We start from the raw sequence: 18,613 nt of genomic DNA, 5'->3' as shown, positions 1-18,613 counted from the left end.
GTTCTTTTTTATACAGTTTGAATAATTAGTTGTTATATTACAAAATAACGTTTTCATTTGAAATGTAAATGAAATTTTTCTGAAACTATTACGGTGCTATAATCAATTTCAGATAGTTTCACTACGGAACAGGACTTCAAAAATCGAATTCATACATAAGCGAGGAACTCACATATGCTAAAAAAGTTATTTTCTACCGTACTATTAGGGACGTTATTATTGACGAACACCCCAATCACTCAAGCGGCTACAATCAAAGAAAAGAAAGCAGATAATGCAGCTGAACAACGTAAACTAGAAAAATCAATCAAAAAACAAGAATCTAAAATTTCAAAAGAGCAACGTCAAATCAATGCGATTGATGCAGCAATCAATGAAAATATTTTTCGTGTCTCAGAAAAAAATAAACAGATTCGTCAGTTGAATGAACGAATTGAAGAGCTTGAGGCAGACATTATCCATTATGAAGAAATGTTAAAACGCCAGGAAGAGCTGTTAGGAGACCGCCTTCGTGTGCTTCAAGAAAATGATGGGAATTCGATTAAATGGGAAGAAGTCATTTTTGGTTCGAAAGATCTTGGCGATCTCTTTAGTCGTGTGATGGCAGGGAAAAAAATTGCTGAACAAGATGACAAGATGATTTCTGCTTACCTTGAAACGCAAAAAAAATTAGCTGATGCTAAAGCGACGCTTGTGGATAAAAAGGAAGAGCGAGTGAAAGAAAAAGAAGCCCTTTTGGTTCAAAAAAAGGAACTCAACCAGCAAATGAAAGCACGTAGTGCAACCTTAAAAAAATTACGTCAAGGTAAAACAAAATTTACGACAAAACTTCTGAATGCGAAAGAACTTCAAGCGACATTAGAAGCGCAAGAACGTGCGATTGCGGCAGCAAAGGCAGCAGCAAAGGCAGCAGCTAAAGCAGCAGCGGAAAAGGCAGCAGCTGAAAAAGCGGCAGCGGAAAAGGCGGCGGAGGCGGCGGAAAAAAATAACGCCGGGACGTCTAAGAAGGTCGTAAGTGCTACGCCAGTCGCTAGTGTTCCGAGTGGTTCGGCGCAGTTCGTTCGCCCTGCGTCAGGAAGTGTTTCACAAGGATTCGGACCAGCGAGTGGTGCGAATGGGTATACTTTCCATAATGGTGTCGACTTTAGAGGGTCAGTCGGATCATCAATCGTCGCAGCAGCTTCAGGAACGGTCATCACAGCAGGAAGCGGTGGACCGTACGGAAATCACGTGATGATTTCACATTTCTTGAATGGGAAAGTGTATACAACAGTTTACGCGCATATGAATTCATTATCAGTTCATGCTGGACAAACGGTCTCGCAAGGGCAACAAATCGGTACGCTCGGAAATACGGGAAACTCGACGGGCGCACATCTTCATTTTGAATTGCATATTGGTGGTTACCAATACAGTGCGACAGGACCAGCTAACACAGTTAATCCATTAGCATACTTATAAAAACGAGCTTCGGCTCGTTTTTTTTATGGCGCTATGCTACAGTGAAAGAGAAATTTAAATCATGAGCAACTAGGGGAGCTGGAGGAATCTGGCTGAGAGGAAAACCATTCTGTTTTCGACCCTATCACCTGATCTGGATAATACCAGCGTAGGAAAGTTGAGATTGAAGACATGAATAAGTGACCACACTCGTTGGTTTTTCATGGCGTCGTCTGCTTTTTTACAGCGGACGGCGCTTTTTTTCGTTCCGCTTTCTCCTTGTGCTCTCATAGAAAGTGAGGTCTATCGATGAAACATGTACTGACGATTGCTGGATCAGACTCTAGTGGTGGAGCTGGAATTCAAGCCGACTTAAAAACTTTTTCTGCTCTTGGGGTTTACGGTATGAGTGTAATTACTGCTATCACAGCGCAAAATACGTTAGGCGTACAAGCAGTTGAAGATGTATCACCAACGCTTGTCGAAGCCCAGTTGAACTCGATTTTTAGCGATATTCGTGTAGATGCCGTTAAAATTGGGATGGTCTCGAATGAAAAAACGATTCAAGTCATTGCCAAATGTTTGAAACATTATCAGGGACCAGTCGTCTTAGACCCCGTGATGGTCGCAAAAGGGGGGCATGCGCTGTTAAGGAAATATGCTGAACAAGCATTAATGGAGCATTTGATGCCGCTTGCAACCTTGACGACCCCGAATATTCCGGAAATGGAACGCATGTTAGGGCAAGCGATTTCGACAATTGATGAAATGAAGCTGGCGACGACGGAATTCGCACAAAAACGAGACATCGCTATCCTGTTAAAAGGCGGTCATCTTGAAAGTACGGATGCCTCGGATATTTTATACACGGAAGGGATGCATCATCTGTTTCAGGAGGCACGATTAAAACGCCAGCATACACATGGTACTGGATGTACATTGTCTTCCGCGATTGCGGCACGTCTTGCGCTGGGAGATTCCCTGAAGGATAGCGTGATTTATGCTAAACGGTACGTAACTGAAGCAATCCGGCATGGATTTGCCTTAGGGAACGGAATCGGACCGACACATCACTTTTATGACATTTGGAGGGAAACGGATGCTTACAACCATTCATGATAAAAAACCATTAATTCATCATTTAACGAATGCGGTCACGATTAATGAGTGTGCCAATATGACCCTTGCGCTCGGGGGTTCACCTGTCATGGCGGAAGATATCCTAGAAGTCGAGGAAATGGTTGGACATGCAGATGCTGTCGTTATCAATATCGGGACATTGAACGCAGCTTCACGAGCGTCGCAATTGTTGGCAGGTCAAACGGCTAACCGATTGAAGAAACCGATTATTTTAGATCCAGTCGGAATGGGGGCGACGACACTTCGGACACAATTCACGAAAGAGTTACTCGAAGCAATTCATTTTACGGTCATTAAGGGGAACGTCTCTGAAATCAAGACGCTCATCGGTCAAGTCGGACGTTCAAAAGGAGTCGATGTCGCTTCCGGAGAGACATTAGATTTTCAAGTCGTCCATGAGTTTGCTGGACGGCTCGGGACGACTCTCGTCGTAACGGGACCGGTTGATTTCATTACAGACGGCAAGCGACAAGTAAAACTAACCGTAGGAACGCCACGACTCGGACACATTACAGGGACAGGTTGCATGACGGCATCGCTCATCGGAACCCTACTTGGAGCAGGGTATGATGCATTCGAAGCAGCGACCTATGGGACGTATTTAATGGGAAAAGCGGGTGAAGTCGCAGATGAAGCAGCGGGACTTGGTGATTTCCGGATGGGGTTGTTCAACGCAATCAGCTTAACTACAGAAGAAAGTTTGAAAGGGGTATTGACCAGTGGAGAATGATTACACGGTTTATGCGGTAACAGATCGGCGCTTTCACCCGGACGTTGCCTTGATTGATGCGGTCGAAGCAGCAATAAAAGGTGGCGCGACGATGGTCCAGCTTCGTGAAAAACAGGCGCAAGGGAAAGAATTTCTCGAACAAGCGAGTGACTTGAAGAAAATGATGTCTCGTTACGGCGTCCCACTCATCATCAATGACCGGATTGATATCGCACAAATCGTCGGTGCAGGTCTGCATATCGGGCAAGAGGACATCCCTTTGAAGGAAGCACGTAAGCTGTTACCGGAAGCCACGATTGGGGTTTCTGTTTCAACCGTTGAACAGGCAATCGAAGCAGAGCAAGACGGGGCAACTTATCTTGGCGTAGGGTCGCTCTATCCAACGGCGACAAAAGACGATGCGAGTCAGATGACAAACGAAACACTCCAAGCGATTCGCCGGGCTGTTTCCCTTCCTCTCGTCGGGATTGGTGGAATCACACATCATGTGGTGCCCGACTTATTCGAGATGCTTGAAGGATATGCCGTCGTCTCTGCCTTATTCGCAGCACCAGATATTGAACGTGCGGCACGAGAGTTCAAAGAGGCGGTTCAGACTGCGCGTCAAATAGTATCAGACCGGGTATAATCACTGAAGAGGTGATGTACGTGAAATGGCAAGTCATTCGCTTTCGGGGAGGCTGGATTCGGTATCGAATCGAACCACAAATCATTCGAATCGACAACCGTGGAAAGTATCATTTAGGTTGGAAATTGTTTCCCTATCCGAATCGTTATGCATTTGAATTGGCGGTTTTGTTAAAAAACAAACACCAACAACGATATAAACGGCCGCTGTTGATTAAAACGGCATCCATCGCTACGGAAATCTGGGGCCATACACACCTCGATTTATTTTATCGAGTGATGTTACAAGTACCGTTACCACGCTTCCTATCGAATCGATATAAGGAGCGATTGCGAAATACAAGTATCATCGATATCGGTGTACGGGCTGTCGATACTAATCGAATCGTTTGGGATATCGGGAATCGATTAGGGGGATGGGCAGTTTTTCGTACAATCCAAAAAAAACATCGGAAATGAATCTTCACCTCGCGAATCATCGTAGTCATCTTACTTGCATTTGTTGTTTTAGGATGGTGCAATAGTTTGGAGGAGAGGTGAAGACAGTGGAGGCACCACGCTGTGAGACGATTGCGATCGATAAAAAACGTGCGACTGAAATTGGTCATGCCGTTGAGAAAATCCCGACGCTTGAGATTGGGAAATTGTTTAAAGTGTTATCGGACGCAACGCGTCTACGAATCGCTTATGCATTGACGGTCGAGCGAGAACTTTGTGTTTGTGACGTATCGGCATCAGTTGATTGTTCGATTGCGACGGCTTCGCATCACTTAAGAACGTTATTGAAACAAGGTCTCGTCAAATATCGTAAAGAAGGAAAAGTTGTCTATTATTCACTTGATGACCATCATGTCTCGTCGTTAGTTCATTTGGCAATGGAGCATGTGAATGAAGGAAAGGCTTCTTCTTGAGAAAAATATAAAAAACGCACCGCAGTCCGATAAAGAACTGCGGTGCGTTTTTTAGCTTTTTCACGAAGCTAATCGTATGAAACAACAGATTATTTGATTCGATGGAAGAACGTGATGGTCACACTGATGAGTAGAAAGGCTAAAATGGATAGACTAAAGCACATCCGTTTATAGGATGCTGTCACGAGCGCCGTATTTTCGAGTTCTTGATCTAATTCGGTATACAATTGATCTTTAACTTGAGCAAGATCTTCAAGAATGGTCTGCGTGGTCTGCGTCGATTGTTTCGCTAAAGCGGTAGCTGCCTGTGAACCGTTTGTTTCATAAAGGCTGAAAACGGTTTCGATTTCTTTTTCCCATGCATTGTTACGGACCAATAAATCTTTAATCGGTACAGGTGTTTCGTTCGAAGCATTGAGCACACGGCGTAAATCATGAATTTTGGTCGTGCAGAAGTAGTATTGTTCAATGTAGCGGTCGTCTTCATAGAGCAATAGGCCGCGAACGGCATTTGCCCGATCCCGATTGTATTCGACGAGTTGGTCGACCTGTTTAATCATCGGGATGTTATGGGCGTGCATCTCTTCTGTCATTTTTGAAATGGTACGATAACCTGTCAAGGCATAGATGAGAGGAATCGAAGCGAACAAACTGACTAAAAGAATGAGAGAGATGCGGTAGCGCCAAAGTTTATTCATGCAATCATTCCTTCGTAAGCTAACTGGTAATGTCATTAGCTTAACCACTAATTCCCAAAAAGTGAAGAGTTATCTATTTTTTAGGGGAACATCTTTTGGTTACGGGGATCCAATCGTTTTATATTTTGAGATGAAACCTGAAGCGATACCAAACGTAGACGTATATGATGGGTCAGCCTTCGTTTACAAAAAACAACCCACCTCATGACAGGGGGGTGTCGTTTCATCGTGTGCGGTTCATTTAAAAAGAGTAGGAATGTTCTTTGTAATTTCCGAAGACGGTATGAATCTCAGAGAAGGTGACGAAGGCATTAGGTTCGACAGAAGAAACAATTTCCTGAAGACGAACGATTTCATTATTCTGTACGACGACATAAACCATCTTCTTTGTCCGGTTGGAATAGCCACCGCGCGCATCGAGAATCGTGACACCACGACCAAGTTCTTTTGTGATGACGTCGTTGATTTCATCTGCTTTTTCACAAATGATAATACATTGTTTAGAAGCAGAGTAAAAACTATAGACCGTTTGCAACGCCTTGGCGCGAACGAAGCTCATAATTAATGCATACATAACATGTTTTAAGTCGAAGACTAGCCAAACTAAGATATAGATCACTAAATCCTGCATTAAAAAAATACGCGGGAGCGGCCAGTTATGAAAGCGGGCATAAAAGAACTTTCCGAGGATGTCGAGTCCACCTGTCGAAGCGCCGCCAAAGAAGATTAATGCCATTGCGAGTCCGGAAACTAACCCTGCAAAAATGGAGGCGACGAGAGGATCGTTTAATGACTCAGGAACCACTTGTGTTGGAATCCAATCAATTAAAAATGAAGAAATAAGGACGATAATTCCTGAAAGTAGCATGAATCGTTTTCTTAAGAAGCGAAAACCAAGTAAGAAAAGCGGGATATTCAAGACAAGTTGGGTCAGTCCGATAGGCGTATTGAACAACTCTTGGAAAATAAGTGTGATTCCCATGATGCCGCCAGATCCAATGTCATTTGGAGATAATAAAAGGCTGATATAAAGGGAGTAAAGAAGTGTACCGATTAAAAGGAAACTGATTTTTTCTGTTCGTTTTTTCTTGCTCGTTTGTTTAGTCTTCATTGTGATTGATGAGAAATCCTCATGCTCCTCCTTTGTAAAGTATCTGCCTGCAAGAGTACGCCTATATAGCATTAAATTCAACCCCTCAACTGAAAAATATCGTAAAAAAAATGTGACGCGGGTCGAAAGGAATTGAGTGAATTGAAAAAAATCCTTTTATTTTTATGCTGTGCGCTCATTGGATTAAGCGCAGGTTCCGTTTTTATGTTGCATTACTCGAGGGAATCCCCTGACAATAAGTGGCGTGATGGAGCACTGGTCACCCGATATGTCGGAACATCGGTTACAAATACAAATGCAATGACAGGATTTATTGAACGATTTCCATTTTCAGACGCACTTAAACAAGTAAAGATTGAAGGGACTACCGTCTCCTTACGTTATGAAGTGACGGGTAAATCCAGAAAAGAATGGGTCGGGACAAATCATGAATGGATTGATCCGTCTACACCCTCTTTTATCAAAAGTCGATTTTCGCAACTCGTCATGCACCATACGCTGGCTCTTTTTTTAGCGATTCCTAATGTAATGACAGTTGAAATTCAATATACGGATCCTGTATCAATCCTTCAAATTAAAATCACGCGTAATGATTTTGAAGGGTATACACCACGCGATATTGAGCGAGCTTCGACGTCCACTAACCGCTTTAATCGTGTAGTTATTGACGACTATGTATTAGTTGAATCAAGACGAAAATCCTTTCTAGAATACTTCCGTTCACAACTCAAAATATACCCGTAAAGTAGTTGTATCTAGCAAGAAAAAGCTTTTTTCACAAACTTGACACAATGGTATCGTTTACATGTCATTCTTTCGTAAAAACCTTAAATAAGGGGTAGGCAGGGGTTGAACATCTTATAAGATGGAAGTATGATAATAAGTGAACAAACATTGTGAAGTGTTGAACAAGAAGAAAGCGAGGTTTCTACAATGAATGAAGTAGAAGCATTAGAAGGGCTAAGAAATAAAGCGGTTAAATCAACTAAAATGCTACAAATGCGTCCACTCGAATATTTAGTTCGTGCCATGCTTGCTGGAGTATTCATCGGTTTTGCTATCATATTTACACTCAAAGCAATCAACGGACTTTATCTAAATGAATCGGCTGCGATGACGCTCGTCGGTGGATTAACTTTTGGTGTTGCGCTTGTCTTAATCGTCTACGGCGGTGCAGAACTGTTTACAGGAAATACGATGTATTTTACTACGGCGACGATGCGTGGATACACTACAAAAATGGATACGTTTAAAGTATGGACGATTTGTTTGATTGGTAATGGTCTCGGAGGACTTGCCTTCGCGTTACTCTTTTCGCAAACTGGAATCATTCAAGAGTTAGGCGCAAACAACTGGTTGTTCGCTGTCTCTGAATCGAAAATCCATCACTCGACATGGGAAATTTTTACGCGAGCAATCTTCTGTAACTGGATGGTTTGTTTAGCGATTTTCATTCCGAAAAACATGAAAAATGAATTGGCACAAATCATGATGATGATGGTTTTAGTTGCTGTCTTCTTCGCATCAGGTTTTGACCATGTCATTGCCAATATGGCATTGTTCTCAATCGCGCTTGTCGTACCTCACCCAGAGGCGATTTCATTTGCCGGAGCAATCCATAACTTAATTCCTGCTCTCTTCGGTAACATCATCGGTGGAGCACTCTTCATGGGAATGGTTTACACATGGTTGAATAAAGAAAAGCTAGAAGTGGATCAATCAAAACAACAAGCTGCGACAATCAACATCGCGACGAAAAAAAAAGCATAAAGAAAAGGTAAGGTAGCGACGGGTTTTCCCGCCTCCCTTACCTTTTTCTTTATTCGAGATGTTGGAAGCGATCGACATCTGCTGCGAGTTCTTCATAGATCGATTCGACGATTTGAGCATCATCGAACAGACCGAGAACATTTTCGTCAGGTAGTGCATCGACTGGGGAAGTAAAATAGAGCACAGCCGTCAATAATAATTGTTCTTGTTCTTCCTTCATCGAAAAACGTTTTTGATAAAGGGCACGTAACATCTCAAGTAACTGTTTAAGTTGGAAATACAGCACGAGTTCTGCTTCACGTTCGATATCAGACCCTTCTTCTGAAGCGATATCTTTTGTTAAATGTGCTAAGCCAACTTCTCCTCGAATCAATAAATCTTCCTGTGCTTTGTGATCTCCGACTAACGCCAATGCCTGACGGTGGAAATATGTGTAAGCGGATTTAAAATCTCCTGGTACGAATTCCATGTTCAACACTCCTTCTCTACACCTAGTTTCACCTTATTTCTTGCAAAATTGCAACTCTTTCGTGAAAATAAGAGTAAGAGACGAAAGGGGATTACATAATGCCGACTCAAGAACAACTCAAAAAGTATGCAGCACTCGCTGTACGTACAGGAATCAATTTGCAATCCGGTCAGCAACTAGAAATTCGTGCTGGCATCGAAAATGCACCACTTGTTCGTGAAATTACACGTGTTGCTTACGAAGTAGGCGCATCGAACGTTTACGTGCAATGGTCAGATGATGAAATGACGAAAATCCGTTATTTCGATGCACCGGAAGATTCGTTTGACGCATTTCCAGAGTGGTTAAAAGCACGGTTCGATCAGTTAGCTGATGAAAAGACAGCCTTCTTATCTGTCGTCAGTGAAGATCCAGATCTTTTAAACGGAGTCGAGTCGAGTCGTATCGCGCGCGCGAATAAAGCAGCAGGAGTTGCACTAGCCAATTGGCGTAAATTCGTCATGAGCGACAATGTAAGCTGGTGTGTCGTTGCTGCACCTTCAGATGCTTGGGCGGCTAAGGTATTCCCGGACTCGGAAAACGCTGTAGAAGAGCTATGGGAAGCGATTTTAAAGGCAACTCGTGTCGATCAAGCAGATCCAGTCGCTGCATGGGAGAAACATGATCACAATCTCCGTACGAAAGCGACATTCTTGACGGAGAAAAAATATAAAACACTTCATTACTCGGCACCAGGGACGGAATTATCGATCGAGTTACCAGAGCGTCATGTATGGCTCGGTGGTGGTGGACCGAATGCGGACGGTGTTGATTTCATCGCGAACCTTCCGACGGAGGAGGTCTTTACGTTACCGAAGAAGACAGGAGTCAACGGTCATGTCTCGAGTACGAAGCCACTCAGCTACAGCGGAAACTTGATTGATGGCTTTACGCTTTGGTTTGAAGATGGGAAAATCGTCAAAGCAGAAGCGAAACAGGGTCAAGCGGCATTAGATGAGTTGATTTCGCTCGACGAAGGAGCACGTTATCTCGGAGAAGTAGCTCTCGTGCCGCACCATTCACCAATCTCTGACTCGGGCATCTTGTTCTATAATACGTTGTTCGATGAGAATGCCTCATGTCACCTCGCGATTGGTCGTGCCTACTCGACGTGCCTTGAGAATGGACCAAGTTTATCGAATGAAGAATTAGCCGAGCAAGGGGCGAATGATTCGATGACGCATGTTGATTTCATGATTGGCTCAGCAGATATGGCAATCGATGGCGAATTAGCAGACGGTACACGCGAAGCGTTAATGCGTAACGGCAACTGGTCAATTTAAGGATGAGCCGAATGGAGGCTAAAAAAGTAACAGGAACGGGTATCCGTTCCTGTTACTTTTTTGTGTTTAAGGAAAGTATTCGTATTAAAGTTCTTCACCGATGATTTTTACTTCGGTCTCGAGGAGAATCCCGAATTTATCCTGCACCGTTTCTTGAACGTGGTGAATAAGCGAAATGTAATCAGTCGCCGTTGCATTTTCGATATTGACGATGAAACCGGCATGTTTTTGTGAGACTTCCGCTCCACCAATTCGTGTCCCTTGAAGTCCGCTGTCCTGGATTAACTTTCCGGCGAAATATCCTTCAGGGCGCTTAAAGACACTGCCGCAAGAAGGGTATTCGAGGGGTTGCTTCGTTTCACGCTTATTCGTCAAATCGTCCATGACTTCCTTGATGAGAACAGGATCCCCCTCCGTCAAAGAAAAACGTCCTTCGAGAATGATATATTCTTTTTTAGCGAAACAGCTTGTCCGGTATCCAAGTTCGAGTTCGTCGCGTGTGATGTTTAACAGCTCACCTTGGCGTGTTAAAACCGTCGCGCTCTGAAGACAATCTTTGACTTCCCCTCCATACGCACCAGCATTCATGATAAGAGCACCACCGACTGTGCCGGGGATTCCACAGGCAAACTCGAGACCACTCAATGCATGATCATAAGCGACGCGTGAGGCTTGGATGATGGCCGCGCCGCTTTGTGCGACGAGCTCATGTTCTTCGACCGAAATATCCGTTAATTTTTCAAATGATAAGACGATGCCACGAATCCCGCCATCACGTACGACGAGGTTCGATCCATTACCGAGTAATGTCAATGGGAGATCGTTCTCATAAGCATAGCGAACAGCAAAAGCTGTTTCTTCGTAAGAAGAAGGAATGATGAAAAGGTCGGCAATTCCTCCCATTTTCGTATACGTATGATATTTTAACGGTTCATTCACTAATACAGAGTCTTCGTTTAATCCCTCGTAAAGCCCAGTCAACAACTGTTCAGTCATATAAGTTCTCAGTCCTTTTTTTATGAATTCCATTCAGCGAAAGTACGCTCAAAATATATTTTACACTAATTACGTAATTGATGTTTAGCACATAGTTCCCAAAATACAGAGTTGACACGAAAAATGCAAGGTTTATCCGAAAACTGTCATCGCTTAGTAATGAAAATATATATCTGGAATTCCGAATTTCGAAAGGTGAACAAGACAAAATAAGGATTTAGGGTATGAATCGGTTAGAAAAGGGGGAATTATAAATACGTATATAGAAGGATGTTCGGAAAATTAGGAGGGGAATCGATATGGAGAGCGAACGTTTGAGAATGCGACCTTTTTCTCAGGAAGATTTCGACTTTTATAAAGAACTCGTTCAAAATGAATTAGTGATGCAGTATATTAACGGTGGTGTTTCATTGGATGAGACGGAGGCCCGTTTATGGTTCGATCAACAATTCGAGCGGTATGAAGATGAACGTCAGACGGGCTTTTTGCTGATTGAAAAAAAAGAGGATGAGGAACCAATCGGTTTTGCAGGACTCATCCTACAAGAAGTCGACGGAGTAGAAGAACTTGAAGTCGGATATTGGTTAAAGCCGAAGCACTGGAAAGTCGGATACGGGCGTGAAGCAGCGAAACGTCTGATGCGTGAGGCATTTGAACGTGGAAACGATCGTCTGATTTCAATCATTCATCCAGAAAATCATTCTTCTCAAAAGGTGGCTCGCGCCAACGGATTGGGTTGGGAAAAAGAAACGGTCTTTAAAGGGATACCGGTCGTCGTCTATTCATGCAGACTAACCCGTCTATTTAGAGGCTGAACATTAAAGCAGAGGAGTGTAATTCATGTATCATACAGAATTTATTCGGTTTAATCAGCTTGGTGCCTTGACGCTTTATCAGTTATTAAAATTAAGAACTGATATTTTTGTCGTTGAGCAGGAATGTGCCTATTCAGAGCTCGATAATCGTGATCAGGAGGCGATTCATGCACTTGCCTATGCAGATCAGCAGTTAATCGGTTGCCTTCGAGTACTCCCTAAAAATCAATCAGGTGCTGTAGCGATTGGTCGTGTCGCCGTTCACGCTGATTTTCGGTCGCACGGCATTGCACGTCGCTTGATGAATGAAGCAATCGAACACATCCGGACACAAGAAGAAACAGGGATTTATTTGCAGGCCCAGGCCCATCTAAAAAAGTTTTATGCATCGTTTGGGTTTGAAGAGACATCTGATGTGTATTTGGAGGATGGAATTCCACACCTTGATATGCATTTATCGCTTAAAGAAGAGTATTGAATGTTCCTTTACCTAGCAACTAAAGTTCTCATCTATGTTGGGAAGACGTCTCTCCCTTGTCGTCCCAATGGTTGTAGACATGAGGAAACGCTTATTTTCGAGAAATACTTCAAAAAATAGCGGAGTGAACCGATGATGAGAGCAGAACGAATTTCATTCGGAGGTGAATCAGTCTATGAAAAAAGTACTGGTCATTCTCGCGTTAAGTCTGATTGGACTTTTATCTTTTGCGGTCGGAATTTCTTACGCAGAGCTTCAAAGCAGCCAACAGAACTCAGAAAAGCAGTTAAAGACGATGCTTGAAAAACATCATGGAATCAGTGAAGCATCATTTTTAGAAGTGAAGGCCTCGTTTTCCCTGCAACATCGACAGGTAATCCAGGTTCGATTGCGTGGAGAACCGGCCATTACTTATGAGTTCATTCAGCCGGAACAGACAATTGAATATAGCGGTTCAATTGGAACGAGTGTCGAAAAAGTCGGAAAGCAAGATGAGATTTTTCGATCGATGCCTTTAAAAGTAGGCGAGAATTGATAGATCCTGGTGGATTTCCTTATTGTGAGGAAGGCATCAGGATTTTTTTGGCTTTCAAGAAAAGATAATATTGCGTACACTACGAAGAGAAGCAGTATTCAGGGGGGCAAACCGATGATGAAACGATTTGTGAAAAATGAGGCAGTTGGTCAGGCAGTGCGTGCATTTAAAGAATTGAATCGAAAAGATTTTGAGTATTACAATGCTGAGTTGTCCGAACAAGAACGGGTCGCTTTAAATTTCGTGAAGCGAGCTTTTGACTTAGAGTCATCAGAGCACTTGGCGCTAGCGCTTGATACGAACCAACCAGTCATTGAACTCGATCGTCTGTTACTTAAGTTGGGGGCGATACAAGATAGAACGCTCTTTTTCCGTTTGTTGGTACAACATGGTGTAGATCTCAATCAATTAAAAGAGCTTGATGGACATCGTTCAATTGTCCGTCAACCGTTAGCATTTCCAGTCGGTCTATACAGTGCAATCAATCATGAACTTTTTCAATTGGCGATAGAGGCAGGTCTTGATTTAGACTACACGACATCCTTGCAACGGAGTGATCGTTTTTTAGAAACGCACGTGATTAATATGCTTGATCTCTATTTGTTGCTTGATTTAGAAGACGAAATGGACGTACGAAGCCTAGAATTTTTTACAGACCATCCGGCAACAATCGGTTTTGTTGAGCAGTTAAAGCGGTCGAATCCGTCAAGCATTCAGACAATCGTCGAGACTAAAAAATATCAAGTTGATTTTAAATATGCCAAACACTATCCACTCTTTTACGCGATGATCGGTCGGCATACAGAAGTATTTGAACAGTTGCTTGAAGCAGTTTTAAAAACGGAGAAGGAACAACTGCTTTTAGAAGATGCACTGTTAGCCTTTCATAACCACCAACCAGGTCAAGCGAGTGCGTTAGGAAACGACTATATCGACAGTCTGTATCAGATGGGGGAGCAACTAAGGATCCGAGCAAATATTGATTTCAAACAAGTAGAGGATGCCTACATCCTGGCGGAATATCAAGAAATCGTTGAGCGGTTACGTAAAGATTCTCTAGAGTAAGTATGCCAGTGTGAGAAGAGTTGAATATCACAGAATGTATCGGGGTCATATAAACGAAGGGCTTCTTGATGTGTTGAAAAACAATACGTCTCGAATGTCCGAACTGTCGTGCGTTTTAATTTAGCTTGAAAGGTCTCAAGAATTCTTCGCCCATATCCTTGATTCTTCAATTCAGGGATACACGTAATTTCGAGTAAACGAATCGTTTGCTTTTGTTTTTGGATGATGATTGTTCCGACGATTGTTTGTTGATCGTAGACAAGGTACGGCAATGCCCCCTGTTCAATCAAATATTCGATATGGGATACGTCATAGCTAAATAAAAAATGTGAGGATTGAATCGACTCGTTTCTGAGATTTAAGAACAAGGAACGGTTTCGGAGGGTAAGTGGCTTGAATTGAAGTGACGCGGCATGATCATTGATGAGACCGATGAAGCGAAATTGTTCAGAGGAAAGTGTATAACCGAGCGTGTTCCAAGTCGAGACCAACCCGAAATCATGTGGTGGAATGATTTGAACGTCAATTTGATGAGGATGTAGAGAGAGCGCGTAATCATGGACGAAATGCGCCAAAGTGCGGAAAGCAATCAAGTCCGTGTAAGCGGCATTGATGATTTGAAGGGACGAGGCGAATTGGTTAAATCCTAATGTCGCGCAGACGGCATCACCCTTGATTAAAGCCCATTGATATTTTTCAGGTGGTTGGAATGAGAGGGACAGAGGAGATAAGCGGTTTTTTTGTAACAACTGATGGACGAGACGACGTTGACCGTGCGACAATTGCTCGTAACGTAAAATTTTCAAACGCTACACTTCCTTTTCTGATTAGGATGAAACAATATCTTAAGTATACTATAAGCAATAAAAGGAAAATAATAGTTTTTATCATAAAAGGTAAAAGTAATCTGTTAGAAACGGGGGAGGGATTAGATTGGGGAAAAAGTTTATCTATGTCTGCTTCTTTTTGTTTTTAAGTAGTATCCATCCCGTTCAAGCACAAGATTTAGATAAACAAGAAACGAGCGTCCGAGAAGCTGTGACGTATGGAAGCTATGGAACGATGGATGAACTCATCATTGATCGAAAAGAACCGACATATGATGGTTTTGACTCACCGAATGACATGGCATTTTTATTTGCCTGTATCGCACTGCTTGCAACTGTAGGACTTGGAATCGTCAATACATCAGATTGAAAGAGCCTCGGGAAAACTTTCCGAAGCTCTTTTTTTGTATTTAAAAATGAATATGTTTGGTTCGGCCAACGCGTTCAATCCGATCATGTTCTTCATCTAGACCCGCCTGTTCCAGCAAGTCGAGATAATAGCGAAATGGAGTCGAACGGTGTGAAAAATAAGGAATATATTCTGTGAAAAGCATCGTTTCGGCTCGTTCTAGTTCACGTAAAGCAATCAGGGCATGAAGTTCTGCGAAGCGAATCTCTTGATAGAGGATGAGCTGGTCTGCATCGATGCGAACGTTCATTTGAAGCTTTTTCGCATGCATGTTCAATAACGACAGGTAAGACTCACGCTCTTGTCGCGTTTCACAATGCTCGAGAACGGCAAGGAAAAGGTCACTGCGTTCTGTGTCGACGTCGATCGGTACCTTTAACGCCGTGTAGATGGCGCGCTTCATCCACGCATTATCGGATGTGTCGAGCTTGTAGTAACCAACGAGTTCTTGGAAGAGCTCAACTTGAGAGACTTTAATCAGTCGGAAGGGGTCGTTACTCAGGAAAAGAGGTTCTTCACCAGCGGCGGAAGACAGTAAAAAAAAGAATTCTTCGAAAGCAACACGCGTTCCGTTCTTTCGACCAACATAATGTCGCAGGTGTTTTAATAATCGTTTTGCTGTGACGTACCAGTTTTTTTGTTCGCGTACGGAAACGATTGTACTTGGTTCTAAATACTCACCATCGTAAGCGAGTTGAATGAATTGTTCAGTTTGCTCGATGGTTTGTTCGATTGTCGGTTGTTCTTGTTCTTTTTTTAGACCTTTATATTTTGCGAATTGCGACAGCATCAAATCTAATTCTTTATCTTCAATTGTTTGTTTAGGAAGTTGGCGATAGATCTCTACGATAATGTCGCGAAGGGTAGTATCGCCATATTGCTCCAGTAAAAGACGTAATTTTCGAATTCTCATGATCGCCCTCCTTCGACAAAAACACAGCACTTCATTATTCATTTCCCGATTTTTTCATAAAACGAACATCTTTCATTTGCTCTTTTACACAATCATTGCCTATTTTTAAAGGGAAAGATTAATTTAAGGGAGAGATTCAGATGAATGAAACGATTGAACATTTATTAAACCACCGCTCGATCCGGAAATTTAAGGAACATCAACTCGACGAACAGACGATTGAACTATTAATCCAATCTGCCCAGGCTGCTTCGACGTCTTCTTATCAACAAGCCTACGCAATTGTCGGAATTGAGGATTTAGAAAAAAAACAGCAACTCGTAGAAGTAGCGAGTGGACAAAGTTATGTAGCAGATAATAGCTACTTCTTCGTCTTCTGTATCGACTACCATAAACATATGTTGGCAGCAGAGATTGCGAATGGCTCAGTCGCTGACACAGTCGAAACGACGGAAGCGTTGATTGTCGGAGCGGTTGATGCAGGACTTGCCGCACAGAACCTTGTCGTAGCAGCAGAATCATTAGGATACGGGACAGTTTATATCGGTTCACTTCGTAATGACGCTCGAAAAGTGAGTGAACTTCTTGAGTTGCCAAGTCACGTCGTACCGTTATTTGGTGTTGCAGTCGGTTTGCCGGATCAACAGTCAGGTAAAAAACCCCGTCTTCCGATGGAGGCAATCTTCCATCGTAATACGTATACTAATGACAACAAGATGCGTGAGTTGCTAGAACAGTATGAGGCAGAAACCTCGTCATATTATGGAGAGCGGACGGATGGCGCACGAACTGAGGGATGGGTCTATCAAATGGCTGCCTCGATGAAGGAACCGAAACGGACGTATCTACGTAAGTTCTTACAAGATAAGCAGTTATCGCAAGACTAAAACGGAGGTACTATTATGGATGAGTTTCAATCAGGTCGTTCTCGACTAGAACGAAAACGACAGGAAGAAGAGCAGATGCGACGTACTTCGACACATACACCAATTGAGCATCGAGCAGACCAGCGAATGCGGATTGACGCCTCACAACGGCAGAATCATCGATACGTCGAGGATGGACCAACTTTGACGTCGCGTTCAGTTCAACAAAATCACCGGGGCTCGCAGAAAAAAACACGGACTGGTATCGGAGGACGACTTTTCACCGTAGTCAGAAGGTCTGCCAAGCAAGTCGGAACGATTATGGCGGAGCGGACACGGTCGAATCGACGTAAAAATGGACGTTTGGAAGAAAAGGTACCACGTGAGACGAGGCAGGATGGTTTAAAGAAACAACCTGTTGAGAGAAAGAAACGTCGCTTCAAAACAAAAATATTTGGGCTGCTCTTAGTTCTATTGATTGGCTTTATCCTGTTTGCCTCACAGCCGTTTACCTTTTTATTGATCGGAAGCGACGCAAGACCCGGAGAATCGCTACGAGGTTCACGGTCTGATTCACTATCCGTCATGCAATTCGTACCGTTATCACGGACGATTCAGTTAACGTCGATTCCACGTGATACGTATACACCCATCAGTTGTGAGGATGGGAAAAAAGATAAAATCACGCATGCTTTTGCGTTCGGTGGGGAATCGTGTACGCAAAACGCCGTCAGTGAACTACTTGATGTAGACATCGATAGCAAAATCGTTATCTCTTTCGATAGTTTCATTGGTTTAGTTGATCAAATCGGCGGGATTGATCTTGTTTCGACAGGAACATTCTCGGAGCAAGACGCTAGCGGAAAAGCGAATCAATATGCGTTTCAAAAAGGAAAGGAATACCATATGGATGGAGCGATGGCTCTTGCCTATTCTCGTCACCGAAAAACAGACAATGATGGGGCACGAGCCAATCGTCAGTCAGAAGTCATTCAAGCTGTAGCGACGCATCTGTTGAAGCCGACAGGCTGGACTAAAATTTCATCAGCACATGCTTATATGAAAGAGGAGATGAGTTTAGACATCAGTTACCGTCAAATGGCGACAGCAGGCTTAGCCCTGGCATTGATGTCTGAGCGAGAATATCTTGAAATTGACGTTGTCAGTGATCGATTGAATGGCATTTTCTATGATTTCCCGGATGAAAAAGCCCTGACACAATTGAGAGAAAAATTACAGACGACGTTTTACGGTGTACTGGCGAATGACTGACATTAAAAAAATAGGTTCCTTTTTGAAAGGTTTCCTTCTCCCTATTGCGGGTATAAATTGATGTACGCAGTTGCGCTTTTGAGAACGGAAGATATCATAGCTGAAGACCTGTCCATATCTTCAATATTCATGCTTCTTTGGCCGGAATGAACATATCTTTGAGTAGGCGGCTTAAAAGACGACGTACCGAAATCCGAACACCTAATCGTCGGGATGATG

Annotated in this window: 22 protein-coding genes and 1 riboswitch; of the genes, 16 read left to right on the top strand and 6 right to left on the bottom strand. The window is 43.1% G+C overall.

The genetic code is table 11. The annotated features are described in order from the left end of the window. Window positions 1-174 precede the first annotated feature (174 nt). The 6 genes from KNP94_RS10835 to KNP94_RS10810 all read left to right on the top strand — a co-directional run bounded on the left by KNP94_RS10835 (window position 175) and on the right by KNP94_RS10810 (window position 4,848). Window positions 175-1,461 (top strand): murein hydrolase activator EnvC family protein, encoded by a 1,287-nt coding sequence (locus KNP94_RS10835; RefSeq protein WP_215115633.1) that lies wholly within the window; start codon window positions 175-177, stop codon window positions 1,459-1,461. Between the two features lie 61 nt (window positions 1,462-1,522). Continuing rightward, window positions 1,523-1,633, top strand: a riboswitch (TPP riboswitch). A 116-nt stretch (window positions 1,634-1,749) separates the two neighbouring features. Beyond that, window positions 1,750-2,559, top strand: a complete 810-nt coding sequence (gene thiD / locus KNP94_RS10830; RefSeq protein WP_214802485.1) for a bifunctional hydroxymethylpyrimidine kinase/phosphomethylpyrimidine kinase — start codon at window positions 1,750-1,752, stop codon at window positions 2,557-2,559. Next, window positions 2,540-3,310, top strand: coding sequence for a hydroxyethylthiazole kinase (gene thiM / locus KNP94_RS10825; RefSeq protein ID WP_088836348.1), 771 nt, complete (start codon window positions 2,540-2,542; stop codon window positions 3,308-3,310). Before thiD ends, thiM begins: the two co-directional genes overlap by 20 nt. Then, the gene (gene thiE, locus KNP94_RS10820; RefSeq protein WP_215115632.1) at window positions 3,300-3,938 is read left to right on the top strand and encodes a thiamine phosphate synthase; all 639 of its coding nucleotides are present in this window, start codon (window positions 3,300-3,302) and stop codon (window positions 3,936-3,938) included. Before thiM ends, thiE begins: the two co-directional genes overlap by 11 nt. 14 nt (window positions 3,939-3,952) lie before the next feature. Continuing rightward, the gene (locus tag KNP94_RS10815) at window positions 3,953-4,396 is read left to right on the top strand and encodes a hypothetical protein (protein ID WP_371816041.1); all 444 of its coding nucleotides are present in this window, start codon (window positions 3,953-3,955) and stop codon (window positions 4,394-4,396) included. 86 nt (window positions 4,397-4,482) lie between these two features. Next, on the top strand, window positions 4,483-4,848 hold the full coding sequence (locus KNP94_RS10810) for an ArsR/SmtB family transcription factor (RefSeq protein WP_088836351.1): 366 nt from the start codon (window positions 4,483-4,485) through the stop codon (window positions 4,846-4,848). An 89-nt stretch (window positions 4,849-4,937) separates the two neighbouring features. Here KNP94_RS10810 and KNP94_RS10805 read toward each other — a convergent pair whose 3' ends face one another. Both KNP94_RS10805 and KNP94_RS10800 read right to left on the bottom strand, forming a co-directional pair. Continuing rightward, entirely contained in the window at window positions 4,938-5,546 is a 609-nt protein-coding gene (locus KNP94_RS10805) for a CHASE3 domain-containing protein (protein ID WP_088836352.1), read from the bottom strand. Window positions 5,547-5,787: 241 nt separating this feature from the next. Continuing rightward, on the bottom strand, window positions 5,788-6,657 hold the full coding sequence (locus tag KNP94_RS10800; RefSeq protein WP_088836353.1) for a YitT family protein: 870 nt from the start codon (window positions 6,655-6,657) through the stop codon (window positions 5,788-5,790). Window positions 6,658-6,789: 132 nt separating this feature from the next. Between KNP94_RS10800 and KNP94_RS10795 the strand changes: the two genes are divergently transcribed. Together KNP94_RS10795 and KNP94_RS10790 are read left to right on the top strand one after the other, a co-directional pair. Further along, complete coding sequence (locus KNP94_RS10795; RefSeq protein WP_157898461.1) at window positions 6,790-7,401, top strand: hypothetical protein; 612 nt, start codon at window positions 6,790-6,792, stop codon at window positions 7,399-7,401. Window positions 7,402-7,590: 189 nt separating this feature from the next. Beyond that, window positions 7,591-8,427: a formate/nitrite transporter family protein gene (locus tag KNP94_RS10790; RefSeq protein WP_088836355.1), complete on the top strand. Its 837-nt coding sequence runs from the start codon at window positions 7,591-7,593 to the stop codon at window positions 8,425-8,427. A 49-nt stretch (window positions 8,428-8,476) separates the two neighbouring features. Here the strand turns inward: KNP94_RS10790 and KNP94_RS10785 are convergent, their stop codons facing one another. Beyond that, on the bottom strand, window positions 8,477-8,896 hold the full coding sequence (locus KNP94_RS10785) for a DUF1232 domain-containing protein (RefSeq protein WP_029332678.1): 420 nt from the start codon (window positions 8,894-8,896) through the stop codon (window positions 8,477-8,479). A gap of 98 nt (window positions 8,897-8,994) precedes the next feature. Here KNP94_RS10785 and KNP94_RS10780 point away from each other — a divergent pair, with 98 nt between their 5' ends. Beyond that, entirely contained in the window at window positions 8,995-10,218 is a 1,224-nt protein-coding gene (locus tag KNP94_RS10780) for an aminopeptidase (RefSeq protein ID WP_214766694.1), read from the top strand. Between the two features lie 84 nt (window positions 10,219-10,302). On the opposite strand, the gene murB is transcribed toward KNP94_RS10780, so the two are convergent. Continuing rightward, on the bottom strand, window positions 10,303-11,214 hold the full coding sequence (gene murB / locus KNP94_RS10775) for a UDP-N-acetylmuramate dehydrogenase (protein WP_088836357.1): 912 nt from the start codon (window positions 11,212-11,214) through the stop codon (window positions 10,303-10,305). Between the two features lie 299 nt (window positions 11,215-11,513). Here murB and KNP94_RS10770 point away from each other — a divergent pair, with 299 nt between their 5' ends. The 4 genes from KNP94_RS10770 to KNP94_RS10755 all read left to right on the top strand — a co-directional run bounded on the left by KNP94_RS10770 (window position 11,514) and on the right by KNP94_RS10755 (window position 14,107). Beyond that, window positions 11,514-12,029 carry a GNAT family N-acetyltransferase gene (locus KNP94_RS10770; protein ID WP_214766692.1) on the top strand — a complete coding sequence of 172 codons (516 nt, stop codon included), beginning with the start codon at window positions 11,514-11,516 and terminating at the stop codon, window positions 12,027-12,029. Window positions 12,030-12,054: 25 nt separating this feature from the next. After that, on the top strand, window positions 12,055-12,507 hold the full coding sequence (locus KNP94_RS10765) for a GNAT family N-acetyltransferase (RefSeq protein ID WP_088836359.1): 453 nt from the start codon (window positions 12,055-12,057) through the stop codon (window positions 12,505-12,507). 175 nt (window positions 12,508-12,682) lie between these two features. Beyond that, window positions 12,683-13,042, top strand: coding sequence for a hypothetical protein (locus KNP94_RS10760; RefSeq protein WP_088836360.1), 360 nt, complete (start codon window positions 12,683-12,685; stop codon window positions 13,040-13,042). Between the two features lie 114 nt (window positions 13,043-13,156). Continuing rightward, window positions 13,157-14,107: a hypothetical protein gene (locus tag KNP94_RS10755; protein WP_251132630.1), complete on the top strand. Its 951-nt coding sequence runs from the start codon at window positions 13,157-13,159 to the stop codon at window positions 14,105-14,107. Here KNP94_RS10755 and KNP94_RS10750 read toward each other — a convergent pair. Continuing rightward, window positions 14,065-14,913 (bottom strand): GNAT family N-acetyltransferase, encoded by an 849-nt coding sequence (locus KNP94_RS10750; protein WP_088836361.1) that lies wholly within the window; start codon window positions 14,911-14,913, stop codon window positions 14,065-14,067. The genes KNP94_RS10755 and KNP94_RS10750 overlap by 43 nt on opposite strands. Window positions 14,914-15,040: 127 nt before the next feature. Between KNP94_RS10750 and KNP94_RS10745 the strand changes: the two genes are divergently transcribed. After that, the gene (locus KNP94_RS10745; RefSeq protein WP_029332686.1) at window positions 15,041-15,304 is read left to right on the top strand and encodes a hypothetical protein; all 264 of its coding nucleotides are present in this window, start codon (window positions 15,041-15,043) and stop codon (window positions 15,302-15,304) included. A 40-nt stretch (window positions 15,305-15,344) separates the two neighbouring features. Here the strand turns inward: KNP94_RS10745 and KNP94_RS10740 are convergent, their stop codons facing one another. Continuing rightward, complete coding sequence (locus tag KNP94_RS10740) at window positions 15,345-16,256, bottom strand: hypothetical protein (protein WP_214805429.1); 912 nt, start codon at window positions 16,254-16,256, stop codon at window positions 15,345-15,347. A gap of 140 nt (window positions 16,257-16,396) precedes the next feature. On the opposite strand from KNP94_RS10740, the gene nfsA reads away from it, so the two are divergent. Then, window positions 16,397-17,143, top strand: a complete 747-nt coding sequence (gene nfsA, locus KNP94_RS10735; protein WP_214805431.1) for an oxygen-insensitive NADPH nitroreductase — start codon at window positions 16,397-16,399, stop codon at window positions 17,141-17,143. A 15-nt stretch (window positions 17,144-17,158) separates the two neighbouring features. Further along, the gene (locus KNP94_RS10730; RefSeq protein WP_214766688.1) at window positions 17,159-18,394 is read left to right on the top strand and encodes an LCP family protein; all 1,236 of its coding nucleotides are present in this window, start codon (window positions 17,159-17,161) and stop codon (window positions 18,392-18,394) included. Window positions 18,395-18,613 lie beyond the last annotated feature (219 nt).

Source organism: Exiguobacterium sp. s80, assembly GCF_018618725.1.
In the GTDB taxonomy this organism is placed as follows: Bacteria; Bacillota; Bacilli; order Exiguobacteriales; family Exiguobacteriaceae; genus Exiguobacterium_A; species Exiguobacterium_A oxidotolerans.
This window is presented reverse-complemented; position numbering and strand designations above follow the sequence as displayed.

Excerpts from the sequence above, each read along its gene's own strand:
- thiM (WP_088836348.1), top strand. The coding sequence starts at position 2,540 with ATGCTTACAACCATTCATGATAAAAAACCATTAATTCATCATTTAACG.
- KNP94_RS10770 (WP_214766692.1), top strand. The coding sequence starts at position 11,514 with ATGGAGAGCGAACGTTTGAGAATGCGACCTTTTTCTCAGGAAGATTTC.
- KNP94_RS10785 (WP_029332678.1), bottom strand. The coding sequence starts at position 8,896 with ATGGAATTCGTACCAGGAGATTTTAAATCCGCTTACACATATTTCCAC.
- KNP94_RS10760 (WP_088836360.1), top strand. The coding sequence starts at position 12,683 with ATGAAAAAAGTACTGGTCATTCTCGCGTTAAGTCTGATTGGACTTTTA.
- KNP94_RS10835 (WP_215115633.1), top strand. The coding sequence starts at position 175 with ATGCTAAAAAAGTTATTTTCTACCGTACTATTAGGGACGTTATTATTG.
- thiD (WP_214802485.1), top strand. The coding sequence starts at position 1,750 with ATGAAACATGTACTGACGATTGCTGGATCAGACTCTAGTGGTGGAGCT.
- KNP94_RS10755 (WP_251132630.1), top strand. The coding sequence starts at position 13,157 with ATGATGAAACGATTTGTGAAAAATGAGGCAGTTGGTCAGGCAGTGCGT.
- KNP94_RS10815 (WP_371816041.1), top strand. The coding sequence starts at position 3,953 with ATGTACGTGAAATGGCAAGTCATTCGCTTTCGGGGAGGCTGGATTCGG.
- KNP94_RS10790 (WP_088836355.1), top strand. The coding sequence starts at position 7,591 with ATGAATGAAGTAGAAGCATTAGAAGGGCTAAGAAATAAAGCGGTTAAA.
- KNP94_RS10800 (WP_088836353.1), bottom strand. The coding sequence starts at position 6,657 with ATGAAGACTAAACAAACGAGCAAGAAAAAACGAACAGAAAAAATCAGT.
- nfsA (WP_214805431.1), top strand. The coding sequence starts at position 16,397 with ATGAATGAAACGATTGAACATTTATTAAACCACCGCTCGATCCGGAAA.
- murB (WP_088836357.1), bottom strand. The coding sequence starts at position 11,214 with ATGACTGAACAGTTGTTGACTGGGCTTTACGAGGGATTAAACGAAGAC.
- KNP94_RS10805 (WP_088836352.1), bottom strand. The coding sequence starts at position 5,546 with ATGAATAAACTTTGGCGCTACCGCATCTCTCTCATTCTTTTAGTCAGT.
- KNP94_RS10765 (WP_088836359.1), top strand. The coding sequence starts at position 12,055 with ATGTATCATACAGAATTTATTCGGTTTAATCAGCTTGGTGCCTTGACG.
- KNP94_RS10780 (WP_214766694.1), top strand. The coding sequence starts at position 8,995 with ATGCCGACTCAAGAACAACTCAAAAAGTATGCAGCACTCGCTGTACGT.
- KNP94_RS10730 (WP_214766688.1), top strand. The coding sequence starts at position 17,159 with ATGGATGAGTTTCAATCAGGTCGTTCTCGACTAGAACGAAAACGACAG.
- KNP94_RS10740 (WP_214805429.1), bottom strand. The coding sequence starts at position 16,256 with ATGAGAATTCGAAAATTACGTCTTTTACTGGAGCAATATGGCGATACT.